The sequence below is a fragment of the Thermohalobaculum sp. genome (assembly GCF_058622915.1).
Window position 1 is genome coordinate 1 of the sequence record NZ_JBZSYN010000054.1, and the last position, 25,092, is coordinate 25,092.

28 protein-coding genes are annotated in these 25,092 nt (G+C 71.2%); 17 read left to right on the forward strand and 11 right to left on the reverse strand.

Annotated features, from left to right (window positions below):
* Together AC32QD_RS04550 and AC32QD_RS04555 are read left to right on the forward strand one after the other, a co-directional pair.
* Positions 1-432, forward strand: a 432-nt coding sequence (locus AC32QD_RS04550; RefSeq protein ID WP_492009296.1) for a cyclic nucleotide-binding domain-containing protein, incomplete at its 5' end; no start/stop codon positions are given.
* A 72-nt stretch (positions 433-504) separates the two neighbouring features.
* Positions 505-918, forward strand: a complete 414-nt coding sequence (locus AC32QD_RS04555; protein ID WP_492009297.1) for a cupin domain-containing protein — start codon at positions 505-507, stop codon at positions 916-918.
* Positions 919-1,007: 89 nt separating this feature from the next.
* Here AC32QD_RS04555 and AC32QD_RS04560 read toward each other — a convergent pair whose 3' ends face one another.
* A complete protein-coding gene (locus tag AC32QD_RS04560) occupies positions 1,008-1,946 on the reverse strand; it encodes a DMT family transporter (RefSeq protein WP_492009298.1) in 939 nt (312 codons plus the stop codon).
* A gap of 135 nt (positions 1,947-2,081) precedes the next feature.
* On the opposite strand from AC32QD_RS04560, the gene AC32QD_RS04565 reads away from it, so the two are divergent.
* Positions 2,082-2,729, forward strand: coding sequence for an NUDIX hydrolase (locus AC32QD_RS04565; protein ID WP_492009299.1), 648 nt, complete (start codon positions 2,082-2,084; stop codon positions 2,727-2,729).
* Between the two features lie 18 nt (positions 2,730-2,747).
* Here AC32QD_RS04565 and AC32QD_RS04570 read toward each other — a convergent pair whose 3' ends face one another.
* On the reverse strand, positions 2,748-3,152 hold the full coding sequence (locus AC32QD_RS04570; RefSeq protein ID WP_492009300.1) for a cupin domain-containing protein: 405 nt from the start codon (positions 3,150-3,152) through the stop codon (positions 2,748-2,750).
* Positions 3,153-3,390: 238 nt separating this feature from the next.
* Here AC32QD_RS04570 and AC32QD_RS04575 point away from each other — a divergent pair, with 238 nt between their 5' ends.
* From AC32QD_RS04575 to AC32QD_RS04600, 6 genes are all read left to right on the forward strand, one after another.
* Positions 3,391-4,098, forward strand: coding sequence for an ABC transporter permease (locus AC32QD_RS04575; RefSeq protein WP_492009301.1), 708 nt, complete (start codon positions 3,391-3,393; stop codon positions 4,096-4,098).
* A 1-nt stretch (position 4,099) separates the two neighbouring features.
* Entirely contained in the window at positions 4,100-4,834 is a 735-nt protein-coding gene (locus tag AC32QD_RS04580) for an ABC transporter ATP-binding protein (protein ID WP_492009302.1), read from the forward strand.
* Between the two features lie 35 nt (positions 4,835-4,869).
* A complete protein-coding gene (locus AC32QD_RS04585) occupies positions 4,870-5,697 on the forward strand; it encodes an ABC transporter substrate-binding protein (protein WP_492009303.1) in 828 nt (275 codons plus the stop codon).
* 192 nt (positions 5,698-5,889) lie between these two features.
* Complete coding sequence (locus AC32QD_RS04590; RefSeq protein ID WP_492009304.1) at positions 5,890-6,615, forward strand: heme ABC transporter permease; 726 nt, start codon at positions 5,890-5,892, stop codon at positions 6,613-6,615.
* On the forward strand, positions 6,612-6,764 hold the full coding sequence (gene ccmD, locus AC32QD_RS04595; RefSeq protein WP_492009305.1) for a heme exporter protein CcmD: 153 nt from the start codon (positions 6,612-6,614) through the stop codon (positions 6,762-6,764). Before AC32QD_RS04590 ends, ccmD begins: the two co-directional genes overlap by 4 nt.
* A gap of 74 nt (positions 6,765-6,838) precedes the next feature.
* Positions 6,839-7,366: a DsbE family thiol:disulfide interchange protein gene (locus tag AC32QD_RS04600; RefSeq protein WP_492009322.1), complete on the forward strand. Its 528-nt coding sequence runs from the start codon at positions 6,839-6,841 to the stop codon at positions 7,364-7,366.
* Position 7,367: 1 nt separating this feature from the next.
* Here AC32QD_RS04600 and AC32QD_RS04605 read toward each other — a convergent pair whose 3' ends face one another.
* The 6 genes from AC32QD_RS04605 to glpK form a co-directional block, all read right to left on the reverse strand.
* Entirely contained in the window at positions 7,368-8,057 is a 690-nt protein-coding gene (locus AC32QD_RS04605; protein WP_492009306.1) for a septation protein A, read from the reverse strand.
* 32 nt (positions 8,058-8,089) lie between these two features.
* The gene (locus AC32QD_RS04610; protein ID WP_492009307.1) at positions 8,090-9,013 is read right to left on the reverse strand and encodes an EamA family transporter; all 924 of its coding nucleotides are present in this window, start codon (positions 9,011-9,013) and stop codon (positions 8,090-8,092) included.
* Between the two features lie 37 nt (positions 9,014-9,050).
* Positions 9,051-10,157, reverse strand: a complete 1,107-nt coding sequence (ftsY, locus tag AC32QD_RS04615; protein WP_492009308.1) for a signal recognition particle-docking protein FtsY — start codon at positions 10,155-10,157, stop codon at positions 9,051-9,053.
* Positions 10,158-10,217: 60 nt separating this feature from the next.
* Positions 10,218-11,474: a tRNA (N(6)-L-threonylcarbamoyladenosine(37)-C(2))-methylthiotransferase MtaB gene (gene mtaB, locus AC32QD_RS04620; RefSeq protein ID WP_492009309.1), complete on the reverse strand. Its 1,257-nt coding sequence runs from the start codon at positions 11,472-11,474 to the stop codon at positions 10,218-10,220.
* On the reverse strand, positions 11,471-12,322 hold the full coding sequence (gene dapF, locus AC32QD_RS04625) for a diaminopimelate epimerase (protein WP_492009310.1): 852 nt from the start codon (positions 12,320-12,322) through the stop codon (positions 11,471-11,473). Before dapF ends, mtaB begins: the two co-directional genes overlap by 4 nt.
* Positions 12,323-12,387: 65 nt before the next feature.
* Positions 12,388-13,878, reverse strand: coding sequence for a glycerol kinase GlpK (glpK, locus tag AC32QD_RS04630; protein ID WP_492009311.1), 1,491 nt, complete (start codon positions 13,876-13,878; stop codon positions 12,388-12,390).
* Between the two features lie 164 nt (positions 13,879-14,042).
* Here glpK and AC32QD_RS04635 point away from each other — a divergent pair, with 164 nt between their 5' ends.
* The gene (locus AC32QD_RS04635; RefSeq protein ID WP_492009312.1) at positions 14,043-15,674 is read left to right on the forward strand and encodes an alpha-D-glucose phosphate-specific phosphoglucomutase; all 1,632 of its coding nucleotides are present in this window, start codon (positions 14,043-14,045) and stop codon (positions 15,672-15,674) included.
* Between the two features lie 15 nt (positions 15,675-15,689).
* Here AC32QD_RS04635 and AC32QD_RS04640 read toward each other — a convergent pair whose 3' ends face one another.
* The 3 genes from AC32QD_RS04640 to AC32QD_RS04650 form a co-directional block, all read right to left on the reverse strand.
* Positions 15,690-15,971 (reverse strand): hypothetical protein, encoded by a 282-nt coding sequence (locus AC32QD_RS04640; RefSeq protein WP_492009313.1) that lies wholly within the window; start codon positions 15,969-15,971, stop codon positions 15,690-15,692.
* Positions 15,968-17,170, reverse strand: a complete 1,203-nt coding sequence (locus AC32QD_RS04645) for an MFS transporter (protein WP_492009314.1) — start codon at positions 17,168-17,170, stop codon at positions 15,968-15,970. Before AC32QD_RS04645 ends, AC32QD_RS04640 begins: the two co-directional genes overlap by 4 nt.
* Before the next feature lie 148 nt (positions 17,171-17,318).
* Positions 17,319-18,347 (reverse strand): LacI family DNA-binding transcriptional regulator, encoded by a 1,029-nt coding sequence (locus tag AC32QD_RS04650; protein ID WP_492009315.1) that lies wholly within the window; start codon positions 18,345-18,347, stop codon positions 17,319-17,321.
* Positions 18,348-18,504: 157 nt separating this feature from the next.
* On the opposite strand from AC32QD_RS04650, the gene AC32QD_RS04655 reads away from it, so the two are divergent.
* The 7 genes from AC32QD_RS04655 to AC32QD_RS04685 all read left to right on the forward strand — a co-directional run bounded on the left by AC32QD_RS04655 (position 18,505) and on the right by AC32QD_RS04685 (position 24,929).
* Entirely contained in the window at positions 18,505-18,702 is a 198-nt protein-coding gene (locus tag AC32QD_RS04655) for a hypothetical protein (protein WP_492009316.1), read from the forward strand.
* Between the two features lie 41 nt (positions 18,703-18,743).
* Positions 18,744-19,901: a TRAP transporter substrate-binding protein gene (locus tag AC32QD_RS04660; protein WP_492009317.1), complete on the forward strand. Its 1,158-nt coding sequence runs from the start codon at positions 18,744-18,746 to the stop codon at positions 19,899-19,901.
* Positions 19,902-20,074: 173 nt separating this feature from the next.
* A complete protein-coding gene (locus tag AC32QD_RS04665; protein ID WP_492009323.1) occupies positions 20,075-20,524 on the forward strand; it encodes a TRAP transporter small permease in 450 nt (149 codons plus the stop codon).
* Between the two features lie 11 nt (positions 20,525-20,535).
* Positions 20,536-21,867 carry a TRAP transporter large permease gene (locus AC32QD_RS04670; RefSeq protein WP_492009318.1) on the forward strand — a complete coding sequence of 444 codons (1,332 nt, stop codon included), beginning with the start codon at positions 20,536-20,538 and terminating at the stop codon, positions 21,865-21,867.
* An 11-nt stretch (positions 21,868-21,878) separates the two neighbouring features.
* The gene (hisD, locus tag AC32QD_RS04675; RefSeq protein ID WP_492009319.1) at positions 21,879-23,186 is read left to right on the forward strand and encodes a histidinol dehydrogenase; all 1,308 of its coding nucleotides are present in this window, start codon (positions 21,879-21,881) and stop codon (positions 23,184-23,186) included.
* 1 nt (position 23,187) lies between these two features.
* Entirely contained in the window at positions 23,188-23,946 is a 759-nt protein-coding gene (locus AC32QD_RS04680; RefSeq protein WP_492009320.1) for an SDR family NAD(P)-dependent oxidoreductase, read from the forward strand.
* The gene (locus AC32QD_RS04685) at positions 23,943-24,929 is read left to right on the forward strand and encodes an alcohol dehydrogenase catalytic domain-containing protein (protein ID WP_492009321.1); all 987 of its coding nucleotides are present in this window, start codon (positions 23,943-23,945) and stop codon (positions 24,927-24,929) included. Before AC32QD_RS04680 ends, AC32QD_RS04685 begins: the two co-directional genes overlap by 4 nt.
* Positions 24,930-25,092: the final 163 nt, after the last annotated feature.

Sequence of the window (25,092 nt, forward strand, 5' to 3'; positions counted from 1 at the left end):
ATCGAGCAGGTGCCCGTGTTCTCCGGGCTCGCCCCCGAGCAGCGCCGCGCCATGGCGCGCCGGCTGCGCCCCAGATTCACCGTGCCCGGCGAGACCGTGGTGGCCGAGGGCGAACGCGGCACGGACATGTATTTCATCGCCTCAGGCGCGCTTGAGGCGCGCGGCACCGGCGATCCGGTGCCGCTGTCGAACGGGGATTTCTTCGGCGAGCTGGCGCTGTTCATGCCCTATCGGCGGCGGCGCACGAGCGTGGTCTCGATGGGGTTCTGCCGGCTCCTGACGCTGTCGCGGCGCGACTTTCTCAGGTTGACCCGGCGCGACCCCGGCATCGAGACGCTGATCCGCGGCGCCGCCGAATCCCAGCTCGGCCGCGAGTTCCCGGTGCTGCCCCCCGCAGCCGAGAAGCCCGCGCCGGCACGCGCCGGGCGGTGAGCCGGCGGCTTGCCGCAGGCGCCCCGGCACCCCACTTCTAAGCCGTACAACCCACTGCCCGAGGAGGCGCCGATGAGCACGGACACACAGGCCACCTGCCGGGTCTTCCGGCCGGGAAAGACCTATCAGGGCAAGCAGGGATTCTCTTATTTTGAAGGGGTTTCGGCGGAATCGGCGGGCGCGCACGGCATCTGCATGCACCTCCTGACCATCCCGCCCGGCCAGCGCGCGAAGGCCCATATGCACGAGAGCCACGAGACCGCGATCTACGTGCTGAGCGGCACCAGCGAGATGTGGTACGGGCCACGGCTCGAGCACCACATGACAGTGGGCGCGGGCGAGATGCTCTATATCCCCGCGAACATGCCGCACCTGCCCGCGAACCCGGGTTCCGACCCGGTCACGGCGGTGATCGCGCGCACCGATCCGCACGAGCAGGAGAGCGTCAAGCTGCTGCCCGAGCTCGAGCGACTGGTGCCCCGCTGAGGCACCGCAACTCTTGCATGTCTTATATAAGACATGCATGAATTTACCTTAAAATGAGGGGTATTTCTTAACCGTGTCGCGGCGCCAGCCTAGACGCCGCGGGCGATGCCCCTGCGCCGGCTGAGCTGGCGCTCGCGCCATACGATCATCAGCCCGCCGACGACGATCAGCACGGCCCCGGGCATCAGCCGGTCGAACGGCGCCTCGGCGAAGAACAGCCAGCCGAGCGCGAAGGCGATCGGGATGCCGAAATAGTTGAACGGGGCGAGGTTGCTCGGCTCGGTCATGCGAAACGAGATGACCAGGCACAGCACGCCGCAGCCACCGACTGTGCCCATCGCCACCAGCCAGCCCAGCTCGGCCGCCGAGGCCACCGGGCTGAAGCCCCCCGTCGCCAGGGCGAGCAGGATGGCGCCGGCCAGCGCGGCGGAGTTCGAGTAGAGGTTGAGCAGCGCCGTGGGCACCTCATCGTCGATCAGCCGCGCGGTGACGGAGTTGATCGCATAGCCCATGGCCGCGCCGAGCGGCAGCAGCGCGTTGAGGGTGAAGGTATCCGAGCCCGGCTGCATCACCCAGACCACGCCGGCAAACCCGATCAACACCGCGACCCAGCGCACCCAGCCCACGCGCTCGCCCAGGATCGGCACGGAGAAGGCGACGATGAACAGCGACATGGCGAAGGTGATGGTCGAGGCGGTGGCGAATTCGAGCCGTGCCAGCGCCAGGTAGAACATGAACTGCGCCATCGCCACGAAGCCGCCACGCAGCCAGGCGAGCCGCCACTGGCGGATGCGGAAGCGCCGCCCGCGCGCCTGCCAGTCGGCCGAGAGCCAGAGCACGGCCATCGCCGGAGCCATGGCGAAGAAATTGCGCCATGCCGAGAGCTCGGCGGCGCCAAAGCCCGCCGGCCCGGCCGAGAGATGCTTGATGATCGCCCCCATGAGGTCGAGCAGGAAGATCCCGAAGAGGTTGACCCCGATCGCCAGCAGCGTCGAGCCCGTCGTTCTCGCTTGCGCCTGCGCCCGCACCCCTCGCCTCCCCTGCCGCCGCACCGGCGCAGTCAAAGCCCGGCCGCGCGGGCGGCGCAAGTCCCTTCGCTTCCGGCCCGCTTGCCACGGGTGCCCCGCTGGCGCACAACCGCGGCCGGACCCGAAGAGGCGGCGATGCAGCGGCACTGGCCCTACAGCGAGGAGACGCGCGCGCATCTGGCGGCGAACCTGGCCACCTATGCCCGCCGCCGGCACCCCGCCGAGGGGCTGCGGCCGGCGGCGGTGAGCATCGTGCTGGCGCCCTCGGCCGCAGGCGAGACCACGCTCTTGCTGACGCGGCGGGTGGCGCGGCTGTCGAGCCATGCCGGGCAATACGCCCTGCCCGGCGGCCGCATCGACCCGGGCGAGAGCGCGCTGGCCGCCGCCCGGCGCGAGCTGGCCGAGGAGCTGGGCATCGCGGCTGCGCCCGGGACGGCGCTGGGCGCGCTCGACGACCTGCCGACGCGCTCGGGCTACCTGGTCACGCCCTTCGTCGTGTGGCTGGGGGCCGAGGCACGGCCGACGCCTTCGCCGCACGAGATCGCGGCGCTGTTTCGCGTGCCGCTTGGCGACCTGTTCGCCGGGCCGGGGCGCGGCGGCAACCGGCCCGAGGCGCGCGGCGCCGAGCACGCGCCGGGCGTGTTCTCGCGCTTCATCCCCACGCTCGGCCACGACCTGTTCGCGCCCACCGCGGCGATCCTCGACCACTTCCGCGAGGTGGCGCTGATGGGCCGGGCGCGCCCGGTCGTGGTCTTCGGCGAGCCGCCCTTCGCGCGGCGCTGAGGCGGGCTCGCGCCGCGATCACTGCTTGACGGGCACCGTCAGCGGCTGGCCTTCGTCGCCGACGAAGAAGACGAGAATCTTCGCGCCCTCGCTGGAGCTGGCATTGCGGCCGACCATCGCCTGATTGGGCGTCTCATAGAGCATCTCGCCGGCCGAGGCCGTCTGCTTCTGTCCGCCCGCGAGATCGATCTCGACGGAGCCTTCGAGCACATAGACGAAGACGTTGCCCGGATGAATGTGACGCAGCGTCTGCCAGCCCGGAGGGATGTCGAGGCGCACCGCGTCGACCTCCTTGCCGGCCATGCCGTGCAGCGGCTGCTTGAGCAGCGGCGTCCGCGTCTCGGTCGCCCCCTGCATTTCGCTGCCCGCCAGCGCGGTGCTGGCGAGGAGGCACAAGGCTATCGTGAGGATCGAGAATTTCATGGCGGGCCCTTTCCCTGAACAAAGGCGAGCCCCACCCTCGGTGCCAGCATAGCACGTCGGCGACGCAGACGTGAGATGGCGCGCCATCGCCGCGGCGCCCGATCCCGCGGCCTTCGGCCGGCGCCGGTTCCGGGCGGCGGGAATCTGCGCGGGACCTGTCGGTTTTCGTTGCAATTCGTAAATTTCGACAGAGAATGCGCCGAAACGACAGAAAACGCTGCGGGACGGAAGGACGCCCATGCAGGATTTCGGGGCCGCCTTCGGACAGGCCTTTGCCTTGATCGCCTCGGGGAACCACGACCTCCTCGAGATCATCGCGCTGTCGCTCAGGGTCAGCCTGAGCGCCGTGGCGCTGGCCTGCGCCATCGGCATGCCGCTGGGCGCGGCGCTGGCGGTGGCGCGCTTTCCCGGCCGCTCCGGCGCGGTGCTGGTGGTCAACGCGCTGATGGGCCTGCCGCCGGTGGTGGTCGGGCTGGGCGTGTATCTGACGCTGTCGGCGGCCGGGCCGCTGGGGCCGCTGCAGCTGCTCTACACCCCCACCGCGATGGTAATCGCCCAGGCGATCCTGGTCACGCCGATCGTCGCGGCGCTGTCGCGGCAGGTGATCGAGGACATGCACGGCGAATACGACGAGATGCTGCGCTCGATGAACGCCTCGCGCGTTGGCACGGTGGCGACGCTGCTGTGGGACGCGCGCTATTCGCTGATCACGGCGGCGCTCGCCGGGCTCGGCCGGGCGCTGGCCGAGGTCGGGGCGGTGCTGATCGTCGGCGGCAACATCAACCACGTCACCCGGGTGATGACCACGGCGATCGCGCTCGAGACCTCGAAGGGCGAGCTGGCCATGGCGCTGGGGCTGGGCATGATCCTGATCACCATCTCGCTGATCGTGAACGCTGCGCTGATGGGGCTGCGCGCCAGCGCGGCGCGCATGGCCTATGCGTGACATGGCCGAAATCGGCGAGCGCGCGGCCGGGATCTGGCCCGTGGTGGTGGAGGACGTGGTCTACGAGGCCGCCGGGCGCCGGCTGGTCGACGGCGTCTCGCTGACGCTGCGCCCGGGGCCCTTGACCTGCATCATGGGGCCGAACGGCGCCGGCAAGAGCCTCTTGATCCGGCTGATCGCGGGGCTGTTGCGGCCCTCGGCCGGGCGGATCACCTATGGCGGGGCGCCGGCGCCGGCGCGCAACCGCCTGGCCGTGGTATTCCAGCGCCCGGTGCTGTTGCGCCGCTCGGTGCGCGCCAACCTGGCGCACGCGCTGGCGACTTATGGCGTGCCGCGGGCCGCGCGCCACGGGCGCATCGCCGAGCTGCTGGCGCTGGGCCAGCTCGAGGCGCTGGCCGAGCAGCCGGCCCGCGTGCTGTCGGGTGGCGAGCAGCAGCGGCTGGCCATGGTGCGCGCGCTGGCGGCGGAGCCCGCGCTGATCCTGCTCGACGAGCCGGCGGCGAGCCTGGACCCGCAGGCGACCGTCGCGGTCGAGGCGCTGGTGCGCGCCGCGGCCGCGGGCGGCACCAAGGCGGTGCTGGTCACGCATGACCGCGACCAGGCGCGGCGGCTGGCCGGCGAGGTGATCTTCGTGCACCGCGGCCGGGTCACCGAGCGCGGCCCCGCCGCCGACTTCTTCGACCACCCGCAGTCGCCCCAGGCAAAGGCCTACCTGGCCGGGCGGCTGCTTTTGTAGTGCCAAAACCCAAGGGAACGAAGGGAGCGAAACATATGCTGAAACAAGGATTCGCCGTGCTGGGCGCGGTGCTGGTCGCGGGCATGGCGCTGAGCCAGCCGGCGCACGCCGCGGACAAGTTCATCGTGGTGCAGTCGACCACCTCGACGCAGAATTCGGGGCTCTACGGCTATCTGCTGCCGAAGTTCGAGAAGAAGACCGGCATCCAGGTGCGCGTGGTCGCGGTGGGCACGGGACAGGCGCTGAAGAACGCCAAGAACTGCGACGGCGACGTGCTGGTGGTGCACGCCAAGCCGGCCGAGGAGAAATTCGTCGCCGCGGGCTATGGCGTGAAGCGCACCGACCTGATGTACAACGACTTCGTCATCGTCGGCCCCGCCAGCGACCCCGCCGGCATCGCCGGCATGAAGAAGGCCACCGCCGCGCTGACCAGGATCAAGCAGAAGAAGGCGCTGTTCGCCTCGCGCGGCGACGATTCGGGCACCAACAAGAAGGAGATGCGGCTGTGGAAGGCCGCCGGCATCGACCCGACCAAGGCGAGCGGCAAGTGGTATCGCGAGACCGGCTCGGGCATGGGCGCGACGCTGAACGCCGCGGTCGGCATGCACGCCTATACGCTGACCGACCGGGCGACCTGGATCTCGTTCGGCAACAAGGACCACTTCAAGATCCTGGTGCAGGGCGACCCGGCGCTGTTCAACCAGTACGGCGTGATCCTGGTGAACCCGAAGAAGTGCCCGAACGTGAAAGTCAAGCTGGGCCAGGAGTTCATCGACTGGCTGCTGTCGAGCGAGGGGCAGAAGGTGATCGCCTCCTACCGGCTGCAGGGCAAGCAACTGTTCCATCCCAACGCGCCGAAGTAGGATGGCAGCGCCGAGTCGACCGAAGTGAGTCGATTGGGCTGAGTCGATTGGGCTGAGACGATCGGGCCGGCGCCTCCCCGCCAGTCCGTTCCGATGCGCCGCCCTGGCGGGACGGGGGTGGCGCATCACCTTTTCGGGGGAGCGGCATTCTGCCCGTTGCCCCCGCTCCCGCACGGGTTTAATTGGGGCCCGATGTCGATCTGGCGCTACGCAAATCCGGCCGAGTTCATGCGCGTCTCCGGGCGCGCGCTGAAGCCCGTGTGGATCGCGGCGGTGGTGCTGCTGACGATTGGCGTGGTCTGGTCGGTGTTCTTCACGCCCGACGACTACAAGCAGGGCTCGACGGTCAAGATCATGTTCATCCACGTGCCCTCGGCCATGCTGGCGATCAACATCTACTTCGTGATGGCCTTCGCCTCGGGCGTGGGCATCGTGCGCCGGCACCATGTGAGCTTCCTGGTGGCCAAGGCGGCGGCGCCGATCGGCGCCTCGTTCACCGCGGTGGCGCTGATCACCGGCTCGATCTGGGGCGAGCCGATGTGGGGCACCTGGTGGGCGTGGGACGCGCGGCTGACCTCGGTGCTGGTGATGTTCTTCTTCTACCTGGGCTACATCGCGCTGTGGGAGACGATCGACGAGCCGGAGAAGGCGGCCGACCTGTCGGGCGTACTGTGCCTGGTGGGCGTGATCTTCGCCTTCCTCTCGCGCTATGCGGTGAACTTCTGGGCGACGCTGCACCAGGGCGCCTCGCTGAGCCTGGCGCCGGGGCAGCGGGTGGCCGACGCCTTCCGCACCCCGCTCTACGTGATGATCGTGGCCTTCTACCTGTTGTTCATCGCGCTCCTTCTGGTCAGGGCGCGCACCGAGATCCGACGGCGCCGGGCGCGGGCGCTGCGGCTGCACAACGTGCCGGCATGAACCCCTTCGACGACCAGTATGCGCTCTACGGCATCTCGGCCTACCTGGCCACGGCCGCCATCATCGGCTGGCTGATCTGGACCACGCTGAGCGCCAGCGCGCGGGCGCGGCGCGAGCTCAACGAGGTGGAGCGGGAGCGCCGGCGATGACCGACGAGACCAGCCGCGAGGAGCCGCCCGCAGGCGGCGAGGCGGGCGCAGAAGGCGGGCGCTTCCGCTTCTGGATGCTGCTGCCGGCCTTGGGCGCCGCGGCGGTGCTGGCGATCTTCCTGGTCGGGCTGGAGCAGCCCAATGGCGGGCGCGACCTGCCCTCGGCGCTGATCGGCAAGCCGGCGCCGCAGTTCACCCTGCCGCCGCTCTATGACGGGGGCAAGGGGCTGTCGACCGCCGACCTCAAGGGGCCCGGCGTCAAGCTGGTCAATGTCTGGGCGAGCTGGTGCGTGCCCTGCCGTGCCGAGATGGCCGAGCTGGGCAAGCTGGCCGACATGGGCATCACGATCTATGGCATCAACTACAAGGACCGCGGCGCGGCGGCGAAGGCCTTCCTCGAGGAGCTGGGCAACCCCTTCGCCCGCATCGGCGCCGACCACTCGGGCCGGGTCGGCATCGACTGGGGCGTCTACGGCGTGCCGGAGACCTATGTGATCGATGCCAAGGGCCGCATCACCTACAAGAAGATCGGTCCGATCATGGAAGCCGACATCAAAAAGCAGATCCTGCCGGCGATCGAGAAGGCCAAGGCGGGCGGCTGAGTCAGCCCTGCTCGAGCGCGTGGCGCTTGAGCAGCGGCCACTGGAACGCCATGAAGACCAGCGTCATCGGCAGGTAGCCGAAGGTCTTGAAGTCGACCCAGATCGCGGTCGACTGGCTGCGCCAGACCAGCTCGTTGAGCACCGCCATGGCCAGGAAGAACAGCGCCCAGCGGCGGGTGAAGATGCGCCAGCCGGCGTCGTCGAGCGGCATCGATTCGCCCATCAGGTCCTTGAGATAGGAGCGCCGCCGCACCAGCCCGGCGCCCAGCACGGCGGCGAACACCAGGTTGATCACCGTGGGCTTCATCTTGATGAAGGTGGCGTCCTGCAGCCACAGCGTCAGCCCGCCGAACACCGCGACCACCACCGCGGTGACCAGCGCCATGCGCGGCAGGTGCCGCGTGAGACCCCATGACAGCGCCAGCGCGGCCAGCGTGGCGGCCATGAACACGGCGGTGGCGACGAACAGCGGCCCGCCCTTGCCCGCCAGCGCCGCGGCGCCGGTGATCGGGACGAGCAGGCCATGGATCGCCGGCACGCCCAGTAGGGTCTCGCCGTAGCGGAAGGTCAGGAAGAAGATCAGCAGCGGGCCGACGTCGAGGCCGAGCTTCACGAACGGGTGCGGCTGGGCGGCCTGCGCGGCAGCTGGTGCGGGGGACTGGGCGGGGGACTGGGCGGGGAGCTGGGTCATGGCTGGCTATCTAGTGGGTCGATGGGCGGCTGTCACCCCGTCTCGATGCGCACGGCGCCGAGCGCGATGACGACCATGAGCAACAGGCGCATGCGGCTGGTCCGCTCGCCCAGCGCGAGCCAGCCGATCAGGGCGGCGAACAGCACCGAGGTCTCGCGCAGGCTGGCCGCCTCGCCCACCTTGTCGAGCCGGGTCGCCAGCATCACGGCGCCGAACGAGCAGAACGCCGCCAGCGCCCCGGCCAGGCCGCGCAGCGCCAGCAGCCGGGCGCCGAGCGCGACCGGCGCGGCGCCCGAGGCCGCGTGCCGGCGGTGCCGCATGACGGCGATCAGCGGCATGGAGATGCCCTCGAAGGCGAAGAAGAAGACGAGGAAGGTGAAGGGGTCGGGCGCGGCGCGCACGCCGTAGGCGTCATAAGTGGTGTAGACCGCGACCGACAGCCCGGTGAGCACGGCGAAGCCGATGGCCGCGATCAGCCGGTCGCGGCCGATCGAGACGCCGCGGATGTTCACCACCGCGAGCCCGAAGATGCCGCCCGAGAGGAGAACCACGCCCAGCCACTGGCCCGGCGTGAAGTGCTCGCCGAAGACGAAGCCGGCGAAGATCACCGTGGCCAGCGGGCCGGTGCCGCGCACGATCGGGTAGACCAGCGTGTAGTGGCCGCGGCTGTAGGCCATGGCCATGAGCACCTTGTAGCCGGTCTGGATCGCCCAGGCCCCGGCCAGCAGCCCCCACAGGAAAAGATCGGGCGGCGGCACCGCAAACAGCGCCAGCGGCAGCGCCAGCGCCGCCACCCACAGGTCGATCACGGCGCGGCTGGTCCAGGGGTCGTGGCGGCCCTTCTGCAGCGCGCCGAGCGTGGCGTGGGCGAGCGCGGAGAACAGCGCCAGGCCGACGGCGGCGCGGGCGCCGTCGGGCGTGCCCTGGATGGCGAGGATCCACTCGGACGGGGTCATGCGGGGCCGGGGGCGGGGCCGGCGCCGGGTGGGGTGCTCACCCCCCTGCCCCGGTCAGCGCCCGGGCGAACTCCTCGGGGTCGAAGGGAGCGAGGTCGTCGATCTTCTCGCCCACGCCGATGGCGTGGATCGGCAGGCCGACCCGGTCGGCCAGCGCCACCAGGATGCCGCCCTTGGCGGTGCCGTCGAGCTTGGTCATCACCAGCCCGGTGACATTGGCGATCTTGCGGAAGATCTCGACCTGGCTGAGCGCGTTCTGGCCGGTGGTGGCGTCGAGCACCAGCACGGTGTTGTGCGGCGCCTCCGCATCGCGCTTGGCGAGCACGCGCACGATCTTGGCCAGCTCCTCCATCAGGTCCTTGCGGTTTTGCAGCCGCCCCGCGGTGTCGATCATCAGGATGTCGGCGCCGTCGGCCTCGGCCTTCTGCATCGCCTCGAAGGCGAGGCTGGCGGGGTCCGAGCCCTGCGGCGCGGTCATCACCGGCACGCCGGCGCGCTCGCCCCAGACCTGGAGCTGCTCGACGGCCGCGGCGCGGAAGGTGTCGCCAGCGGCGATCACCACGGACTTGCCGGCCGCGCGCAACTGGGCGGCGAGCTTGCCGATGGTGGTGGTCTTGCCCGAGCCGTTGACGCCGACCACCAGCACCACCTGCGGGCGCTTGGCGTAGAGCGGCAGGGGCCGGGCCACGGGCTCGAGGATCGCGGCGACCTCGGCGGCCAGCGCCTGCTTGAGCTCGTCGGTGGAGACGCGGCGGCCGAAGCGGCCCTCGGCGATGCGGGCGGAGAGCTTCAGCGCGGTGTCGACGCCGAGATCGGCGCTCACCAGCAGGTCCTCGAGGCTTTCGAGCATGGCGTCGTCGAGGACGCGCTTCTTCACCACGGTGGCGCCGGGCGCGGGCCGGGTGCCCAGCGCGCGCGAGAGGAAGCTGCCCTGCGTCTTCTCGGGGGGCTCGTACGGGGGCTGCGGCGCGGTGGGCGAGACCGGCGGCGGCGACAGCGGGCGGTCGGCGGGGGGCTGGCCGGGCTCGCGCGCGGTTTCCTCGACCACCTCCTCGGCGGCCTCGTCGACGATCGCCTCGAGCCCGGCGTCGAGGTTGGCCGAGGACTTGAACAGGCGCTCTTTCAGCTTGCCGAAGAAGGACATGGCGCTCCCGTGCGGTTGCGTGGCCGCCTGATTAGCGCGCGGGCGCGCCGGCGGGAAGGGTCAGGCGAGCAGCTGCGCGGGCGTGGCGCCGGTAATCGCACTGGTGATGATTGCGCCCTCGGGCCGGTCGGCGGCGAAGGCGACCTCGGCGAAGGTCTCGGTGCGGCCCGTGCGCGGCGTCTCGACCAGGATGCGGTGGGGGCGGCCGACCTGGGCGGCGAGGTAGGCGGCGGCGCGCTCGGCCCCCAGCGCGCGCAGGCGGGCGGCACGCTCGCGGCGCACGGCCTTGGGCACCTGCGGCATGCGCGCGGCGGGGGTGCCGCGGCGCGCCGAGTAGGGGAAGACGTGCAGCCAGGTGAGGCCGCAGTCCGCCACCAGGGCCAGGGTGTTGTCGAACTGCGCCTCGGTCTCGGTGGGGAAGCCCGCGATCAGGTCGGCGCCGAACACGATGTCGGGGCGGCGGGCGCGGATCGCCTCGCAGAAGCGGATGGCGTCGTCGCGCAGGTGGCGGCGCTTCATGCGCTTGAGGATCAGATCGTCGCCGGCCTGCAACGACAGATGCAGGTGCGGCATCAGCCGGGGCGCGGAGGCGATGGCGTCGATCAGTGCCGGGTCGGCCTCGATGGAGTCGATCGAGGACAGCCGCAGGCGGGCCAGCCCGGGCACGAGGCGCAGGATGCGCTGCACCAGATCGCCCAGCCGCGGGCGGCCGGGCAGGTCGGCGCCCCAGGAGGTGAGGTCGACCCCGGTCAGCACCACCTCGTTGAAGCCGCGGCCTGTGAGGCGGCGGATCTGCTCGACCACCACGCCGGCGGGCACCGAGCGCGAGTTGCCGCGGCCATGGGGGATGATGCAGAAGGTGCAGCGGTGGTCGCAGCCGTTCTGGATCTGCACATGTGCGCGGGCGCGGGTGCCGAAGCCGTCGATCAGGTGGCCGGCGGTCTCGCGCGCGGACATGATGTCGTCGACCAGGATGCGCTCGGTCTCGCCGATCAGGTCCGGGGCGGCGATGCGGGCCCAGGTGGCCGGGCGCATCTTCTCGAGGTTGCCCACGACCTGGTCGACCTCGGGCATCGCGGCGAAGGTGGCGGGCTCGGTCTGGGCGGCGCAGCCGGTGACGACGAGCCGCGCCGCGGGGTGATCGCGGCGCAGGCGCCTGATCTGCTGGCGGGCCTGGCGCACGGCCTCGGCGGTGACGGCGCAGGTGTTGACCACGACCGCGTCCTCGAGCCCGGCCTGCGTGGCGAGGTCGGTCATGGCCTGGGTCTCGTAGGCGTTCAAGCGGCAGCCGAAGGTGACGAAGCGGGGGGCGGTCATGCGCCGACCCCGGCGAGGAAGGCGGGCGAGAGGCGGCCCTCGAAGACATCGGCGACGGGGCCGGTCATCAGCACATGGCCGTCGGCGCGGTATTCGACCTCGAGCGGGCCGCCGTCAAGGGCGACGGTGACGCGGCGCTCGATCAGCCCCTTGCGCACGCCCGCGACCACCGCGGCGCAGGCGCCCGAGCCGCAGGCGAGCGTGATGCCGGCGCCGCGCTCCCACACGCGCAGGCGGATCGCCGCCGGCGAGCGGACCTGGACGAACTCGACATTGGTGCGCTGGGGGAAGAGGGGGTGCGTCTCCCAGTGCGGGCCGACCTCGGCGAGCGGCACCGCCTCGGCGTCGTCGACGAAGAAGACGCAGTGCGGGTTGCCCATGGAGACGGCGCCGGGCTCGCCCGCGAGCGGCAGCGAGACGGTGTCGTGCGCCTCGGCGAGCGGGATGTCGCGCCAGCCGGTGCGGGCCGGGCCCATGTCGACGCGGATGCGCCCGTCGGCGAGGCGCTCGGCGGCGAGCCGGCCGTTGGCGGTCTGCATGGCGAGGCTGGGCGCGCCGCTCTCCTGCATAAGCAGGTGGGCAACGCAGCGGGTGGCGTTGCCGCAGGCGCCGGCCATCGAGCCGTCGGCATTGAAGAAGGTGACGCTTGCATCGGCGCCGTCGGCCTGCGCGATCACCGCGAGCTGGTCGAAGCCTACGCCGCGGTGGCGGTCGCCCAGCGCGCGCGCCAAGGCCGGCGTCACGGGGTCGCCCGTGCCGCGCGCGTCGATGATGACGAAGTCGTTGCCCAGCCCGTGCATCTTGAGAAAGCGCAGGCCGGGAGACGCGTCCGTTGCCCGCCGGTCCATAGCGCGCGGTATATAACGCCCATGCGCGCGGCGCGCCAGTCCGCCGCGTCCCAGTGCGCGGCCGGTCAGGCGCGGGAGAGCGTGCGGGCGACGGCGTCGCGCCAGCCGGCGTATTTCGCCGCTCGCGTTGCCTCGTCGAGGGCGGGCTCGAAGCGGCGGTCGAGCGCCCAGGTGCGGGCGAACTCCTCGGGCCCTGGATAGACGCCGGCGCGCATGCCGGCGAGCCAGGCGGCGCCGAGCGCTGTGGTCTCGGCGATGCGGGGCCGGTCGACCGGGGCGCCGAGGATGTCGGCGAGAAACTGCAGCGTCCAGTCGCTCGCCGTCATGCCGCCGTCGACGCGCAGCACGGTGCCGGGCTCGCCGTCCCAGTCGCCCTGCATCGCCTCGAGCAGGTCGCGGGTCTGGTAACCGACGCTCTCGAGCGCGGCACGGGCGAGCTCGGCCGGGCCGGTGTTGCGCGCGAGCCCGAAGATCGCGCCGCGGCACTCGGCATCCCAGTAGGGCGCGCCGAGGCCGACGAAGGCAGGCACCAGATAGACGCGCTGGGCCGGGTCGGCGCGCTCGGCCATGGGCTGGGTCTCGGCCGCGTCGCGGATGAGCCTCAGCCCGTCGCGCAGCCATTGCACCACGGCGCCGGCGATGAAGATGGAGCCTTCCAGCGCATAGGTCGGCTTGCCGTCGAGCTGGTAGGCGATGGTGGTGAGCAGGCGGTTCCTGGACGGCACGAGGTCCGCGCCGGTGTTCAAAACGGCAAAGCAACCAGTGCCATAGGTCGATTTTATCATGCCGGGTGTGAAGCATGCCTGGCCCACCGTCGCGGCCTGCTGGTCGCCGGCCACGCCCAGGATCGGGATGGCGCGGCCGAACAGGTCGGGGCGGCTTGTGCCGAAATCGGCCGAGCAATCGCGCACCTGAGGCAGCATGGCCATGGGCACGTCGAGCAGTCGGCACAGGTCGTCGTCCCAGCGGCCCTCGCGGATGTTGTAGAGCAGCGTGCGCGAGGCGTTGGTGGCGTCGGTGACGTGGTGCGTGCCGCCCGTCAGCCGCCACACCAGGTAGCTGTCGACGGTGCCGAAGAGGAGCTCGCCGGCGTCCGCCTTGGCGCGGGCGCCCTCGACGTTGTCGAGGATCCAAGCGAGCTTGGTGCCCGAGAAGTAGGGGTCGGCGAGAAGCCCGGTGCGCTCGGTGATCATCGCCGCGTGGCCGTCCTCGCGCAGGCGCACGCAGATCGGCGCAGTGCGCCGGTCCTGCCACACGATGGCGTTGGTCACCGGCCGGCCGGTCGCCTTCTCCCACACCACCGTGGTCTCGCGCTGGTTGGTGATGCCGATGGCGGCGATGTTCCCGGGCCCCAGCCCGGCGCGCTCGAGCGCGGCGCGGCAGGTGGCGGCGGTGGTGGCCCACAAGTCCTCGGGGTCGTGCTCGACCCAGCCCGAGTCGGGGAAGTGCTGCGCGAACTCCTGCTGCGCGTTGGCGACGACACGGCAGGAGGCGTCGAAGATCATCGCCCGCGTCGAGGTGGTGCCCTGGTCGATGGCGAGGACGTGGGGGGGCATCGGATTCCTCCTCGGCTTCCTCCGCTGCGGCGCCGTCATGGGCGCGTTTTGCCAGTGGTAGCCGAGAACGCCGCCGCCCGCCAACCGCGATGCAGGCTTCCGCCGCGCGCGCGGTTGCCCTAGGTATCGGGGGGTCCGCCCCCCCTGCCCGCCCGGAGAGCCCGATGAGCGTTCGCACCGTCCCGACCCGCCCGTTCGAGGGGCAGAAGCCCGGCACCTCGGGCCTGCGCAAGAAGACCCGCGAGTTCATGCAGCCGGGCTATCTGGAGAACTTCGTGCAGGCGGCAATCGACGCGCTGGGCGGGGTCGCGGGCCGGACCCTGGTGCTGGGCGGCGACGGGCGCTTCTGGTCGGCCGACGCAGCGCAGACGATCCTGCGCATGGCCGCGGCGAACGGGGCGGCGCGGATGATCGTGGGGCGGGGCGGGCTGCTCTCGACCCCGGCGGCCTCGTGCGTGATCCGCAAGCGCGGCGCTGAGGCCGGGTTCATCCTTTCGGCCAGCCACAACTCCGGCGGCCCGGACGAGGATTTCGGCGTCAAGGTGAACACCTCGGCCGGCGGGCCGGCGCCCGAGGGCGTGACCGAGGCGATCCACCGGCGCACGAAGGAGATCGATCAGTACCGCATCGTGGAGGCGCCCGAGGTGGCGCTGGACCGGCCCGACGAGCAGGGGCTGGGCGGGATGACGGTGGAGGTGATCGACCCGGTCGCCGACTACCAGGCGCTGATGGAGCGACTGTTCGACTTCGAGGCGATCCGGGGGCTGTTCGCCTCGGGCTTCACCATGCGCTTCGACGCGCTGCACGCGGTGACGGGGCCCTATGCCAGGGCGATCCTCGAGCACGCGCTGGGGGCGCCCGAGGGCACGGTAATGCGCGCCGAGCCGCTGCCCGATTTCGGCGGGCTGCACCCGGACCCCAATCCGGTGCACGCGCACGAGCTCTATGCGCTGATGTTCTCGGACGACGCGCCCGACCTCGGCGCCGCGGCGGACGGCGACGGCGACCGCAACATGATCGTGGGGCGGGGCTGCTACGTCACCCCCTCGGACAGCCTGGCGGTACTGGCGGCCAACGCGCAGCTTGTGCCGGGCTACGCCAAGGGGCTCGCCGGGGTGGCGCGCTCGATGCCGACCAGCCGCGCGGCGGACCGGGTGGCGGCGCGGCTGGGCATCCCGGCGCACGAGACGCCGACGGGGTGGAAGTTCTTCGGCAACCTGCTCGACGCCGGCATGGCGACGCTGTGCGGCGAGGAGAGCTTCGGCACCGGCTCGGACCATGTGCGCGAGAAGGACGGGCTGTGGGCCGTGCTGATGTGGCTGAACCTCATGGCGGCGCGGCGCGAGGGCGTGGCCGAGGTGATGCGGCGGCACTGGGCCGGGCACGGGCGCGACTATTACTCGCGCCACGACTACGAGGCGCTGGAGACGGCGCCGGCCGAGGGGCTGATCGAAGCGCTGCGCGGGCGCCTGCCGGCGCTGCCGGGCACGCGGGCCGCGGGGCTGGAGGTCGAGGCGGCGGACGACTTTCGCTATGTCGACCCGGTGGACGGCTCGGTGGCCGAGCACCAGGGGGTGCGCGTGTTCTTCCGCGCGGGGGCGCGAGCGGTGTTCCGGCTGTCGGGCACCGGGACCGCGGGGGCGACGCTGAGGGTCTATCTTGAGCGCTTCGAGCCCGACCCGGCGCAGCACGGGCTGGACCCGCAGGAGGCGCTGGCGGACGTGATCGCGGCGGCCGACGAGATCGCGGGGATCGGCGCGCGGACCGGGCGAGCGGGGCCGGACGTTCGGACCTGAGCCGCCCGCGCGCGCTCAGGCGCGGCGGGCGATGCGAAAGCCCAGTTCCGTCAGTATCAGCCGCCAGCGCTTCGCCGCGATGGAGGTGCCGCGGGCCGTGGTGTAGGGCGCTGCGGCGAGCAGCAGTCCGTCGCCCCGGGGCGTCAGCGTACCGGTGGCGGCGGACCCGTCGGCGAATTCGACCAGGCAAGGGGCCGGTGCGGCGAGGGGCACGACCAGCGGCGCTGCCTCGAACGTGCCGTGCGCGCCCGGGTAAAGGTGCGAGCCGGTGGCGCGCAGGACGAGGGAGCTGCTCATTCGGCCGGCTCAGCGCGGGGCGTGCGGGCGAGCACCGTGGCGGAGGCGAGGACAACCGCGGCGGTGCACCACCACGCCAGCCCGTAGCCGCCGAGCCAGGCCAGCGCGGCGAAGACCGGGGGCGCCACGGTGTAGATGGCGAAGGTGCAGAAGGTGACCGCGGCGGTGGCCTCGGACACCTCGGCGGGGGGCGCGAGGCGGGCCACCTCGGCGAGATAGAGGCCGTTCCAGGTGGAGATGCCCGTCCCCGCCAGCGCCGCCGCGCCGAAGAGCGCGGCGTGGCCCCAGCTTGCCTGCACGAACGAGAGCATCACCAGGACGCAGGCCGAGGCCACGGCCATCACCACCAGCATCAGCCGGGTCGAGCCGAGCCAGTCGGCCACGACGCCGACCACCAGTCGCCCGCTCAGCGCGGCTGCGTGCATGGTGGCATAGAGCGCCCCGGCCAGCGCCAGGCTGAGGCCGAGCCCGTCGGTGAGGTAGGTGGTGAGGAAGGCAAGCGTGGAGGAATGCGCCGTGCCCAGGCCGAGGCTGGCGAGCGCCACGGGCACGAGCTGGGGCATGCGGCGCAGCGTGCGGAAGGGCGACAGCGCGTTGGCCGGGGTGATGAGCGCGCGGAGACGGAAGCGCGCGCCGCTGGCGCCGGTGCGAAAGCGCGCCGGCGCGAGCAGGAGCAGCGCCGCCGCCGCCAGCGGCATGGCCGCAAGTGTGGCCAGCCCCACCCGCCAGCCCAGCGCGGCGGCCAGCCCGGCCCCGACCAGCCCGGCCAGCGCGCCGCCGGCCGGCACCCCGGCCTGGCGCACCGAGAACACCGTGCCCCACAAGCGCCGGGGCGCGTGGCTCGACAGGATCTGGCTGCCCGCCGGCGCCGTCACGCCGTAGGCGAAGCCGATCGCCACCGCGCCCGCGAAGACGCCGGCGAGCACACCGGTGAGGATCAGCGCCGCGCCGCCGACCGCCAGGACGCAGGCCACGACGATGGCGCGCAGCGGCCCCAGCACCGGGGTCACCGCGCTGTTGGCGGCGAACAGCCAGATCGCGCCGAGGCCGATCAGCCCGCCGATCAGCCCCACCGTCTCGGGGGCCATGCCGAGCGAGGCGACGAAGGCGGGCGCCAGCACAGGCACACCGAGCTCGATGGCCGCAAGCGTCATCTGCGGCATGAGGACGAGCATCAGGGCGATGAGCGTGTCGCGCATGGAAAGGACGGGGCCCGGGGAGCGCAGGGGGTGCAGGACGTGCCGCCGATCCTCGGGCAACGGGTCGGATTGTCAAGGCGCGGGGCGGGAGGCCCTTGCCCGGCCGGGCGGTCTTTCCAAGGCGGCGCCGCGGGCGCCGGCCAGCGCCTCAGGCGCTGTCGGCAGGCGGCGGCGCGAGCGAGGCGCGCTCGACGATCCTGGTCTCTATGGTCACGCTGGCGCCGGGCTCGCCGGTGCCGATCAGCCGCAGCAGGAGCTGCGCGCCCCCCTGCCCCATCCTGCGATGCGGCACCCGCACGGTGGTCAGTGGCGGGGTCACCGCGACGGCGAGCTCGATGTCGTCGAAACCAACGACGGAGAGGTCGCGCGGCAGTTCGAGCCCGAGCTCGTGCGCGCAGCGCAGCGCGCCGGCGGCCTGCACGTCGTTACCGCAGATGATCGCCGTGGGCCGCGGCGTGAGCGCCAGGAGGCGCTTGGTCGCCGCGGCGCTGGCGTCCAGCGTGTAGAGCGACTCGACCAGATAAGGCGCCTCGAGGCTGCCGCCCCGGGCCTCGAGCGCCTGGCGCACGCCGTGCACGCGGTCGGCCGCCCGGTCGTTCCAGGCCGTCACGCCGGCGATCATGGCGACATGACGATGGCCGAAGCCGAGCACGAACTCCGCCATCCGCCGCGCCGCGCCGCGATTGTCGAACCCGACGCACGGGTGCGGGCAGTCGGCGCGGTGGTTCCACAGCAAGACGAAGGGGACCCGGCGCTCGCGCAGCAAGCGATAGGTCTCCTCGGGGCGGGCCTCGCCGATCAGCACCAGCCCGTCGACGCCGCGCCCCAGAAGCGCCCGGACCTGCCGGGCCTCGCGCTCGGGGTCGTAGCGCGAGGTGGCGATGAGCAGGATGACGCCGTTCTCGGACAGCTCGTCCTGCAGCGCCTGCAGACCGAGCGCGAAGATGGCGCTCTCCATCGTCGGGATGATCGCCCCGATCGTGTTCGTCCGGTTGGAGGCAAGGGCCCGGGCGCCGAAATTCGGCGTGTAGCCCAGCTCGGCCACCGCTGCCTCGACCCGCGCGCGGGTCTCGGGCCTGACGCGGTCGGGGGCATTGAGGCAACGCGAGACAGTGGCGGTCGAGACGCCCGCGCGCCGCGCCACGTGCCTGAGGGTGGGTAACCCGTTGGGGTTCATGCGGAAGTTCCACCTGGGCCTGCGTCGGATGCCCCTTATACTATATGCAAGCGTTATCAGCAATCATGAAAACGCTTGCATTCGCGATGCAAGCGCTTACAATTTGCAAACACAGGGCGATTCGCAGAAACGCCAACGCCAAGGGAGACGCAGCGCCATGACGGGACACGGAAATCTGCCGCTTGCCGCAGCACTGGTCTGTTTCCTGGTCTATTTCGGCAATGTCGCCGCCGGCGCGGCCGGCGTTGGCGTCTATCTGAGCGACGTCGGCGAAATGCTCATGCTCTTCGCCGCATCGATCTTCTTCGTCATCGGCGTGCTCATGCGCGAGGCGGCGGAGAACGGCAAGAACTGAACCCACACTCACCAGATCAACAGTCAGGGAGGACAGATCGGATGGCCGCGGACAAGGAGAAGATGGAACTGAGGTCGCTCGAGCGGCGCAATTTCCTCAAGCTGGCGGGCACCAGCGGCTTTACCGCCGCGGTCGTGGCCGGCGCGGCGGGCACCCTGTGGTCAGAGAAGGCCGCCGCGCAGACCGCGAACGAGGAGCGCCGGCGCGAGCGGACCGCCAAGTACATCATGAACGTCGCGACCGCCTATGTGCTGACGGCGGACCGCAGCTATCCGATCATGCAGCTCGACTTCAAGGAGAACATCCAGAACGCGACCAACGGCAAGATCTACGTCAAGCTTGCCCCTGGGGGCCAGCTCGGCGCCGGCGGCGCGCTTGCCGAGAAGGTGCAGGGCGGCACGATCCAGGCGGCGCAGCATTCGCTGTCGAACTTCGCCCCCTTCGCGCCGGTGGTCGATCTGATCAACATGCCCTACCTGTGCGGCGCCAACCAGCGCTTCGTCAACCTGGTCCACTCGGATGTGTGGAAGACCATGGTGAACCCGCTGGTCGAGGCCAAGGGATTCAAGCCGCTGTGGTACGTGGTTATCGACCCGCGCACGGTGGCGATCCGCAAGGGCGGCAAGGGGCCGGTCAAGGTGCCCTCCGATCTCGAGGGCATCAAGTTCCGCGTGCCGGGCTCGGAGATGCTGCAGCAGTACTACCGCATGGTCGGCGCCAACCCGACCCCGATCGCCTGGGGCGAGACGCCCTCGGCGATCAAGCAGGGTGTGGCCGACGCGCTCGACCCCTCGGTCGAGGCCCTCTATGTCTTCGGCTTCAAGGACATCCTGAGCTATGTCACCTTCACCCGCGCGGTGCCTGACAGCCAAGTCTATTCGTGCAATCTGAAGTGGTTCAACGGGCTGCCCAAGGACGTGCGGGACGGCATCGACTTCGCCTCCGAGATCACCGCCCAGCAGAACCTCGCCAAGGTGCCGGCGGCGCGCAACTTCGTCATGGCCGAGATGCGCCGCGCGGGCGTCCAGTTCTACACCCCGACCAAGGCGGAGCTGGCCAAGTGGAAGGAGGCCGGCGGCTACCAGCGCTCGGAGTGGGACCGCTTCAAGGTCAAGCTGGCCGGCTCGATGGACGCCTTCAACAAGCTCGCCGAGGCGGCCGGCACCAACCAGTGCCGCTATTACGTGAACGACGCCTGAGGCACTGGTCCGCCGGGGCCGCCACGGCCCCGGCGACGGTGCCACTGTCCAGATTGCGCCGCGGGGGCGCCGGCGCGGCTTCGGCCGCGGGCGGCGGCGCGGCAAGGGAGGTCGACGTGCTCAAATCAATCGATCGCAATGCCGAGCGCTGGCTGCTGCTGGTCTTCTACACCATGCTGGTGGCGACCATGGCGGTGGAGGTGATCCGGCGCGAGGTGTTTTCGTATTCCTCGATCTGGGGCGAGGAGATCGTGCGCTACTCGTTCATCTACCTGGCCTGGATCGGCGCCTCGGCCGCAGTACGCGAGCGCGGCCATATCCGCATCGACGTGATCTACCACTACGTCCCGCCGCGCGTGAAGGCGCTGCTCTACGTTCTGGGCGACCTGGTGATGTTCGCGATCGCGGTGCTCGCCGTCTACTGGTCGCTGCAGACCGTCGCGGTGTCGTGGCACTACGGCTCGGTCAGCCACGGGCTGCGCGTCTCCATGGTGTGGTTCCTGATGGCCGTGCCGCTCGGCTTCTCGATGATGATCTTCCGCCTCGTCCAGTCCTTCGTGCGGGACCTCGCAGACTTTCGTGCGGGGCGCCCGGTCTACGAGGGCGAGCGGCTGTTCGACTGAGGGCCCGGACCATGCTTTGGAACCAGATCCAGCAGCAGACCGTCACGATCGGCTGGGACTTCTACGGCCCGGTGCTGTTCTTCATCGCGCTTGTCGGACTGGGCGTGCCGGTCTGGGCCTCGATCGGCTCGGCGGCGGTGTCGATGCTGCTCATCTCGCACGTGCTGCCGATGTCGCTGTTGGGCGAGAGCCTGTTCGACGGCATCGACCATTACGCGCTGACCGCCGTGCCGCTGTTCATCCTGACCGGCGACGTGCTGGTGCGCACCGGGCTCAGCCGCAAGTTCCTCGACATCGCCGAGGCGCTGACCTGCTGGACCAAGGGCGGGTTCGGCTCGGCCACGGTGCTGGTGTGCGGCATGTTCTCGGCGATTTCCGGATCGGACGCCGCGGGCGCCGCCGCGGTCGGCCGCATGACCATCAGCCGGCTGGTGGAGTCGGGCTATCCGCGCCCCTATGCCTGCGCGCTGGTGGCGTCCGGGTCGTGCACCGGCATCCTGATCCCGCCGTCGATCGCCTATATCGTGATCGGGCTGGTGCTGGGCATCTCGGCCTCGACGCTGTTCGAGGCGGCGCTGATCCCCGGATTCCTGATCCTGGTCTCGATCCTGATCACCAACATCACGGTGAACCGCCGCTATTCCTATGAGGGCGGCGACCCGATGTCTCTCGGCGAATGGGCCGCACGGCTGGGACAGGCGTTCCGCGAAGGCTGGTATGCCTTCATCGTGCCCGGCGTGATCTTCTGGGGCATCTTCTCGGGCCGGCTGACGCCGACCGAGGCGGGCGCCACCGCGGTGGTCGTGACCATCATCCTCGGCTTCATCATCGGCACGCTGAAGCTCGCGGATTTTCCGGCGATGATGGTCAGCTCGGCCAAGGTCAACGGCGTCATCCTGCCGATCATCGCCATGTCGCTGCCGCTGGCCCAGACCATGGCCTCGCTCGACGTGCCGCAGGGCTTCGTGGCCGCGGTGACCGGGGTGACCTCCGACCCCTACGTGCTGATCCTGCTGATGATCGGCATCCTGATCGCGGCGGGCTGCGTCATGGAGACGACGCCGAACATCGTGATCCTGGCCCCGATCCTGAAGCCGCTGGCCGACAACATCGGCATGAACGAGATCCAGTTCTGCGTGATGATGATCACCACCCTGGGCGTGGGCTTCATCACCCCGCCGCTGGGCCTGAACCTGTTCGTCGTGTCCGGGCTGACCGGCGAGTCGATCCTCAAGATCGCCGCCCGCGCCGTGCCCTTCGTGTTCTTCATGCTGCTCGTGGTCCTGCTGATCGCCTACATCCCGGCGGTCTCCACGACCCTGCTCCCCGCAACCTACAAGTGACGAGGTTTCGCATGACCGTTGAATACCTGAAGAAAGCAGCGCGCCACTCGACCGACGACGCCGGCGACGTGCGCGCGACCGTCCAGGCCATCCTCGACGAGATCGAAGCCGGGGGCGACGAGGCCGCCATGCGCTATGCGGCCAAGTTCGACAAGTACGACGGCAACGTGGTGCTGACTCGCGACGAGATCGACGCCGCCGCGGGCCAGGTGCCGGCGAAGCTCAAGGACGACATCCGCTTCGCCTGGGACAATGTGCGTCGCTTCGCCGAGGCGCAGAAGGAGTCGATCCGCGACGTCGAGATCGAGGTCGTGCCAGGGCTGATCGCCGGCCAGAAGGCGATCCCCTGCCAGGCGGCGGGCTGCTATGCCCCGGGCGGGCGCTACAGCCACATCGCCTCGGCGCTGATGACGGTGACCACGGCCAAGGTCGCGGGTTGCGGCCACATCACCGCCTGCTCGCCGCCGCGCCCCGGCGTCGGCATCGCGCCGGCGATCATTTACACCGCCGACCTGTGCGGCGCCGACACCATCCTGGCACTGGGCGGGGTGCAGGGGGTCGCAGCGATGGCCTTCGGCCTGTTCGGGCTGCCCAAGGCCGACATCCTGGTCGGCCCCGGCAACCAGTTCGTCGCCGAGGCCAAGCGGATCCTGTTCGGCCGCGTCGGCATCGACATGTTCGCGGGCCCGACCGACAGCCTGATCCTTGCCGACGAGAGCGCCGACCCGCACATCGTCGCCTGGGACCTGGTCGGCCAGGCCGAGCACGGCTACAACTCGCCGGTCTGGCTCGCCACCACGCACCGCCCGCTTGCCGAGAAGGTGCTGGAGCTGGTGCCGGGCTATATCGCGATGCTGCCCGAGCTCAACGCCAAGAACGCCACCGCCGCCTGGAAGGACATGGCCGAGGTGATGGTCGTGGGCGACCGCGAGGAACTGGCGCAGGTGGCCGACAGCTATGCGCCCGAGCACCTGAGCGTGCAGGCCGCCGACCTCGACTGGTTCCTCGGCCGGCTGCAGTGCTACGGCTCGCTGTTCCTGGGCGAGCAGACCACGGTGGCCTTCGGCGACAAGGCGGCGGGGCCGAACCACGTTCTGCCCACCTCGGGGGCCGCGCGCTACACCGGCGGGCTGAGCGTGCACAAGTACATGAAGCTGGTGACCTGGCAGCGCGCCACCCCCGCGGGGGCCCGGCCGGTGGCCGAGGCGACCGCGCGCATCTCGCGGCTGGAGGGGATGGAGGGCCATGCGCGCACAGCCGACATCCGGCTGGAGAAGTACTTCCCCGGCGAGTCGTTCGACCTGACGGCCGCGGGGTGAGGTGGTGAGCGCCGAACTGTTCAGCGTGCGCGATCGCGTCGCCTGCGTGACGGGCGCGAGCTCGGGGCTCGGCCGGGCGCTGGCGACGGCGCTGGCCGAGGCCGGGGCGCGGGTGGTCGGTGTCGCCCGCCGCGCCGCGGCGCTGGAGACCTGGCGCGCCACGGCCGACGGCGAGACCGCTGCCATCGCCGCGGACCTCTCGGTGCCCGAGGCCATGGCGGAGGTCGCCGATCAGGTGGCCGGGCCCTTCGGCCCGCCCGACATCCTGATCAACGCGGCCGGGGTCAACACCCGCCAGCGCGCCGACGAGGTGACCGCCTCTGCCTGGCGCGCGACGCTCGACCTCAACCTCTCGACGCCGTTCTTCCTCGCCCGCGCCCTGGTGCCGGCGATGAAGGCGCAGGGCTGGGGCCGGATCGTCAACTTCGCCTCGCTGCAGACGCGCCGCGCGTTCCCCGGCGGCATCGCCTACGGCGCCTCGAAGGGCGGCGTGGGCCAGCTCACCCGCGCCATGGCCGAGGCCTGGTCGCCCCACGGCATCACCGCCAACGCGCTGGCGCCGGGGTTCTTCCCCACCGAGCTGACCGGCCCGGTGTTCGGCGACGCCGAGCTGGCCGCCCGCCACGCGGCGCAGACCTGCATCGGCCGCAACGGCAAGCTGGCGGACCTGGTCGGGCCGGCGCTGTTCCTGTGCGCGCCGGCCTCGGACTACGTCACCGGCCAGGTCCTCTATGTGGACGGAGGCTACACCGCGAAATGAAGGCACTTGTCTATACGGCACCGCAGTCGGTGGAGCTGCGCGAGGTCGCCGACCCGGCCGCGGGCGCCGGCGAGGCGCTGATCGAGGTGGCGCATGTGGGCATCTGCGGCTCGGACATGCACGCCTGGGCGGGGCATGACGAGCGCCGCCCGGCGCCGCTGATCCTGGGCCACGAGGCGGCCGGCACGGTCGTCGCGGGCCCCGGCGCGGGCGGCCGGGTCACGGTGAACCCGCTGGTCACCTGCGGCCGCTGCGAGCACTGCCGCGCGGGCCGGGAGAACCTGTGCGCCGGCCGCCAGATCATCTCGATGCCGCCGCGCGAAGGCGCCTTCGCCGAGCGCCTGGCGATGCCGCCCGGCAACCTGGTGACGATCCCCGACCACGTGCCGACCGAGAAGGCGGCGCTGGCCGAGCCGATCGCCTGCGGCTGGCACGCGGTGCGGCTGGCCCGGCGCGTCCTGGACCGGCCGCTCGAGGAGGCGCGCTGCCTGGTGCTGGGCGGCGGCGCCATCGGGCTGGGCGCGGCGCTGGTGCTGGCCGCCTTCGGCGCACGCGAGATCTCGCTGGCCGAGACCAATCCGGCCCGGCGCGCGATCGTCGCCGGGGCCGGCGACTTTCGCGTCTTCGCGCCGGACGAGGGCGGATCCGAGGCGGTCGATCTCGTGGTCGACGGGGTGGGCATCGCGGCGACCCGCGCCGCCGCCTCGGCCGGCGTGCGGCCGGGCGGCGTGATCGTGCATATCGGCCTCGGCTCGGCCGAGGGCGGGCTCGATATCCGCCGCATGACGCTGCAGGAGATCACCTTCATCGGCACCTACACCTACAGCATGGCGGATTTCCGCGACACGGCGCAGGCCATCTTCGACGGCCGGCTCGGGGCGCTCGACTGGCCCGAGATCCGGCCTCTCGCGGACGGCGCGCGCGCTTTCGCCGACATCAAGGCCGGCCGCGCGGCCGCGCCCAAGATCATTCTCAAACCCTGAAAGGAGACGATGATGGGACACCCCCCCCACCTGCTTGTACACGACCGACGGGACAATGTCGGGGTTGTTGTGGTTGAGGGCCTGACGGCCGGCACGGAGATGCTGTGCGTGGTCACGGAGGACGACTCGGACTTCCGGCTGACGGCGAAGTCGGACATTCCGA

What these genes read in the sequence shown, in the direction of transcription:
- AC32QD_RS04565 (WP_492009299.1), top strand. Translation starts at nt 2,082, where the DNA reads ATGCAGCGGCACTGGCCCTACAGCGAGGAGACGCGCGCGCATCTGGCG.
- glpK (WP_492009311.1), bottom strand. Translation starts at nt 13,878, where the DNA reads ATGCCCCCCCACGTCCTCGCCATCGACCAGGGCACCACCTCGACGCGG.
- AC32QD_RS04575 (WP_492009301.1), top strand. Translation starts at nt 3,391, where the DNA reads ATGCAGGATTTCGGGGCCGCCTTCGGACAGGCCTTTGCCTTGATCGCC.
- AC32QD_RS04580 (WP_492009302.1), top strand. Translation starts at nt 4,100, where the DNA reads ATGGCCGAAATCGGCGAGCGCGCGGCCGGGATCTGGCCCGTGGTGGTG.
- AC32QD_RS04605 (WP_492009306.1), bottom strand. Translation starts at nt 8,057, where the DNA reads ATGACCCAGCTCCCCGCCCAGTCCCCCGCCCAGTCCCCCGCACCAGCT.
- AC32QD_RS04645 (WP_492009314.1), bottom strand. Translation starts at nt 17,170, where the DNA reads ATGCGCGACACGCTCATCGCCCTGATGCTCGTCCTCATGCCGCAGATG.
- AC32QD_RS04650 (WP_492009315.1), bottom strand. Translation starts at nt 18,347, where the DNA reads ATGAACCCCAACGGGTTACCCACCCTCAGGCACGTGGCGCGGCGCGCG.
- ftsY (WP_492009308.1), bottom strand. Translation starts at nt 10,157, where the DNA reads ATGTCCTTCTTCGGCAAGCTGAAAGAGCGCCTGTTCAAGTCCTCGGCC.
- mtaB (WP_492009309.1), bottom strand. Translation starts at nt 11,474, where the DNA reads ATGACCGCCCCCCGCTTCGTCACCTTCGGCTGCCGCTTGAACGCCTAC.
- AC32QD_RS04570 (WP_492009300.1), bottom strand. Translation starts at nt 3,152, where the DNA reads ATGAAATTCTCGATCCTCACGATAGCCTTGTGCCTCCTCGCCAGCACC.
- AC32QD_RS04555 (WP_492009297.1), top strand. Translation starts at nt 505, where the DNA reads ATGAGCACGGACACACAGGCCACCTGCCGGGTCTTCCGGCCGGGAAAG.
- dapF (WP_492009310.1), bottom strand. Translation starts at nt 12,322, where the DNA reads ATGGACCGGCGGGCAACGGACGCGTCTCCCGGCCTGCGCTTTCTCAAG.
- AC32QD_RS04655 (WP_492009316.1), top strand. Translation starts at nt 18,505, where the DNA reads ATGACGGGACACGGAAATCTGCCGCTTGCCGCAGCACTGGTCTGTTTC.
- ccmD (WP_492009305.1), top strand. Translation starts at nt 6,612, where the DNA reads ATGAACCCCTTCGACGACCAGTATGCGCTCTACGGCATCTCGGCCTAC.
- AC32QD_RS04600 (WP_492009322.1), top strand. Translation starts at nt 6,839, where the DNA reads ATGCTGCTGCCGGCCTTGGGCGCCGCGGCGGTGCTGGCGATCTTCCTG.
- AC32QD_RS04640 (WP_492009313.1), bottom strand. Translation starts at nt 15,971, where the DNA reads ATGAGCAGCTCCCTCGTCCTGCGCGCCACCGGCTCGCACCTTTACCCG.
- AC32QD_RS04665 (WP_492009323.1), top strand. Translation starts at nt 20,075, where the DNA reads ATGCTGGTGGCGACCATGGCGGTGGAGGTGATCCGGCGCGAGGTGTTT.
- AC32QD_RS04610 (WP_492009307.1), bottom strand. Translation starts at nt 9,013, where the DNA reads ATGACCCCGTCCGAGTGGATCCTCGCCATCCAGGGCACGCCCGACGGC.
- AC32QD_RS04660 (WP_492009317.1), top strand. Translation starts at nt 18,744, where the DNA reads ATGGCCGCGGACAAGGAGAAGATGGAACTGAGGTCGCTCGAGCGGCGC.
- AC32QD_RS04590 (WP_492009304.1), top strand. Translation starts at nt 5,890, where the DNA reads ATGTCGATCTGGCGCTACGCAAATCCGGCCGAGTTCATGCGCGTCTCC.
- AC32QD_RS04585 (WP_492009303.1), top strand. Translation starts at nt 4,870, where the DNA reads ATGCTGAAACAAGGATTCGCCGTGCTGGGCGCGGTGCTGGTCGCGGGC.
- AC32QD_RS04670 (WP_492009318.1), top strand. Translation starts at nt 20,536, where the DNA reads ATGCTTTGGAACCAGATCCAGCAGCAGACCGTCACGATCGGCTGGGAC.
- hisD (WP_492009319.1), top strand. Translation starts at nt 21,879, where the DNA reads ATGACCGTTGAATACCTGAAGAAAGCAGCGCGCCACTCGACCGACGAC.
- AC32QD_RS04685 (WP_492009321.1), top strand. Translation starts at nt 23,943, where the DNA reads ATGAAGGCACTTGTCTATACGGCACCGCAGTCGGTGGAGCTGCGCGAG.
- AC32QD_RS04635 (WP_492009312.1), top strand. Translation starts at nt 14,043, where the DNA reads ATGAGCGTTCGCACCGTCCCGACCCGCCCGTTCGAGGGGCAGAAGCCC.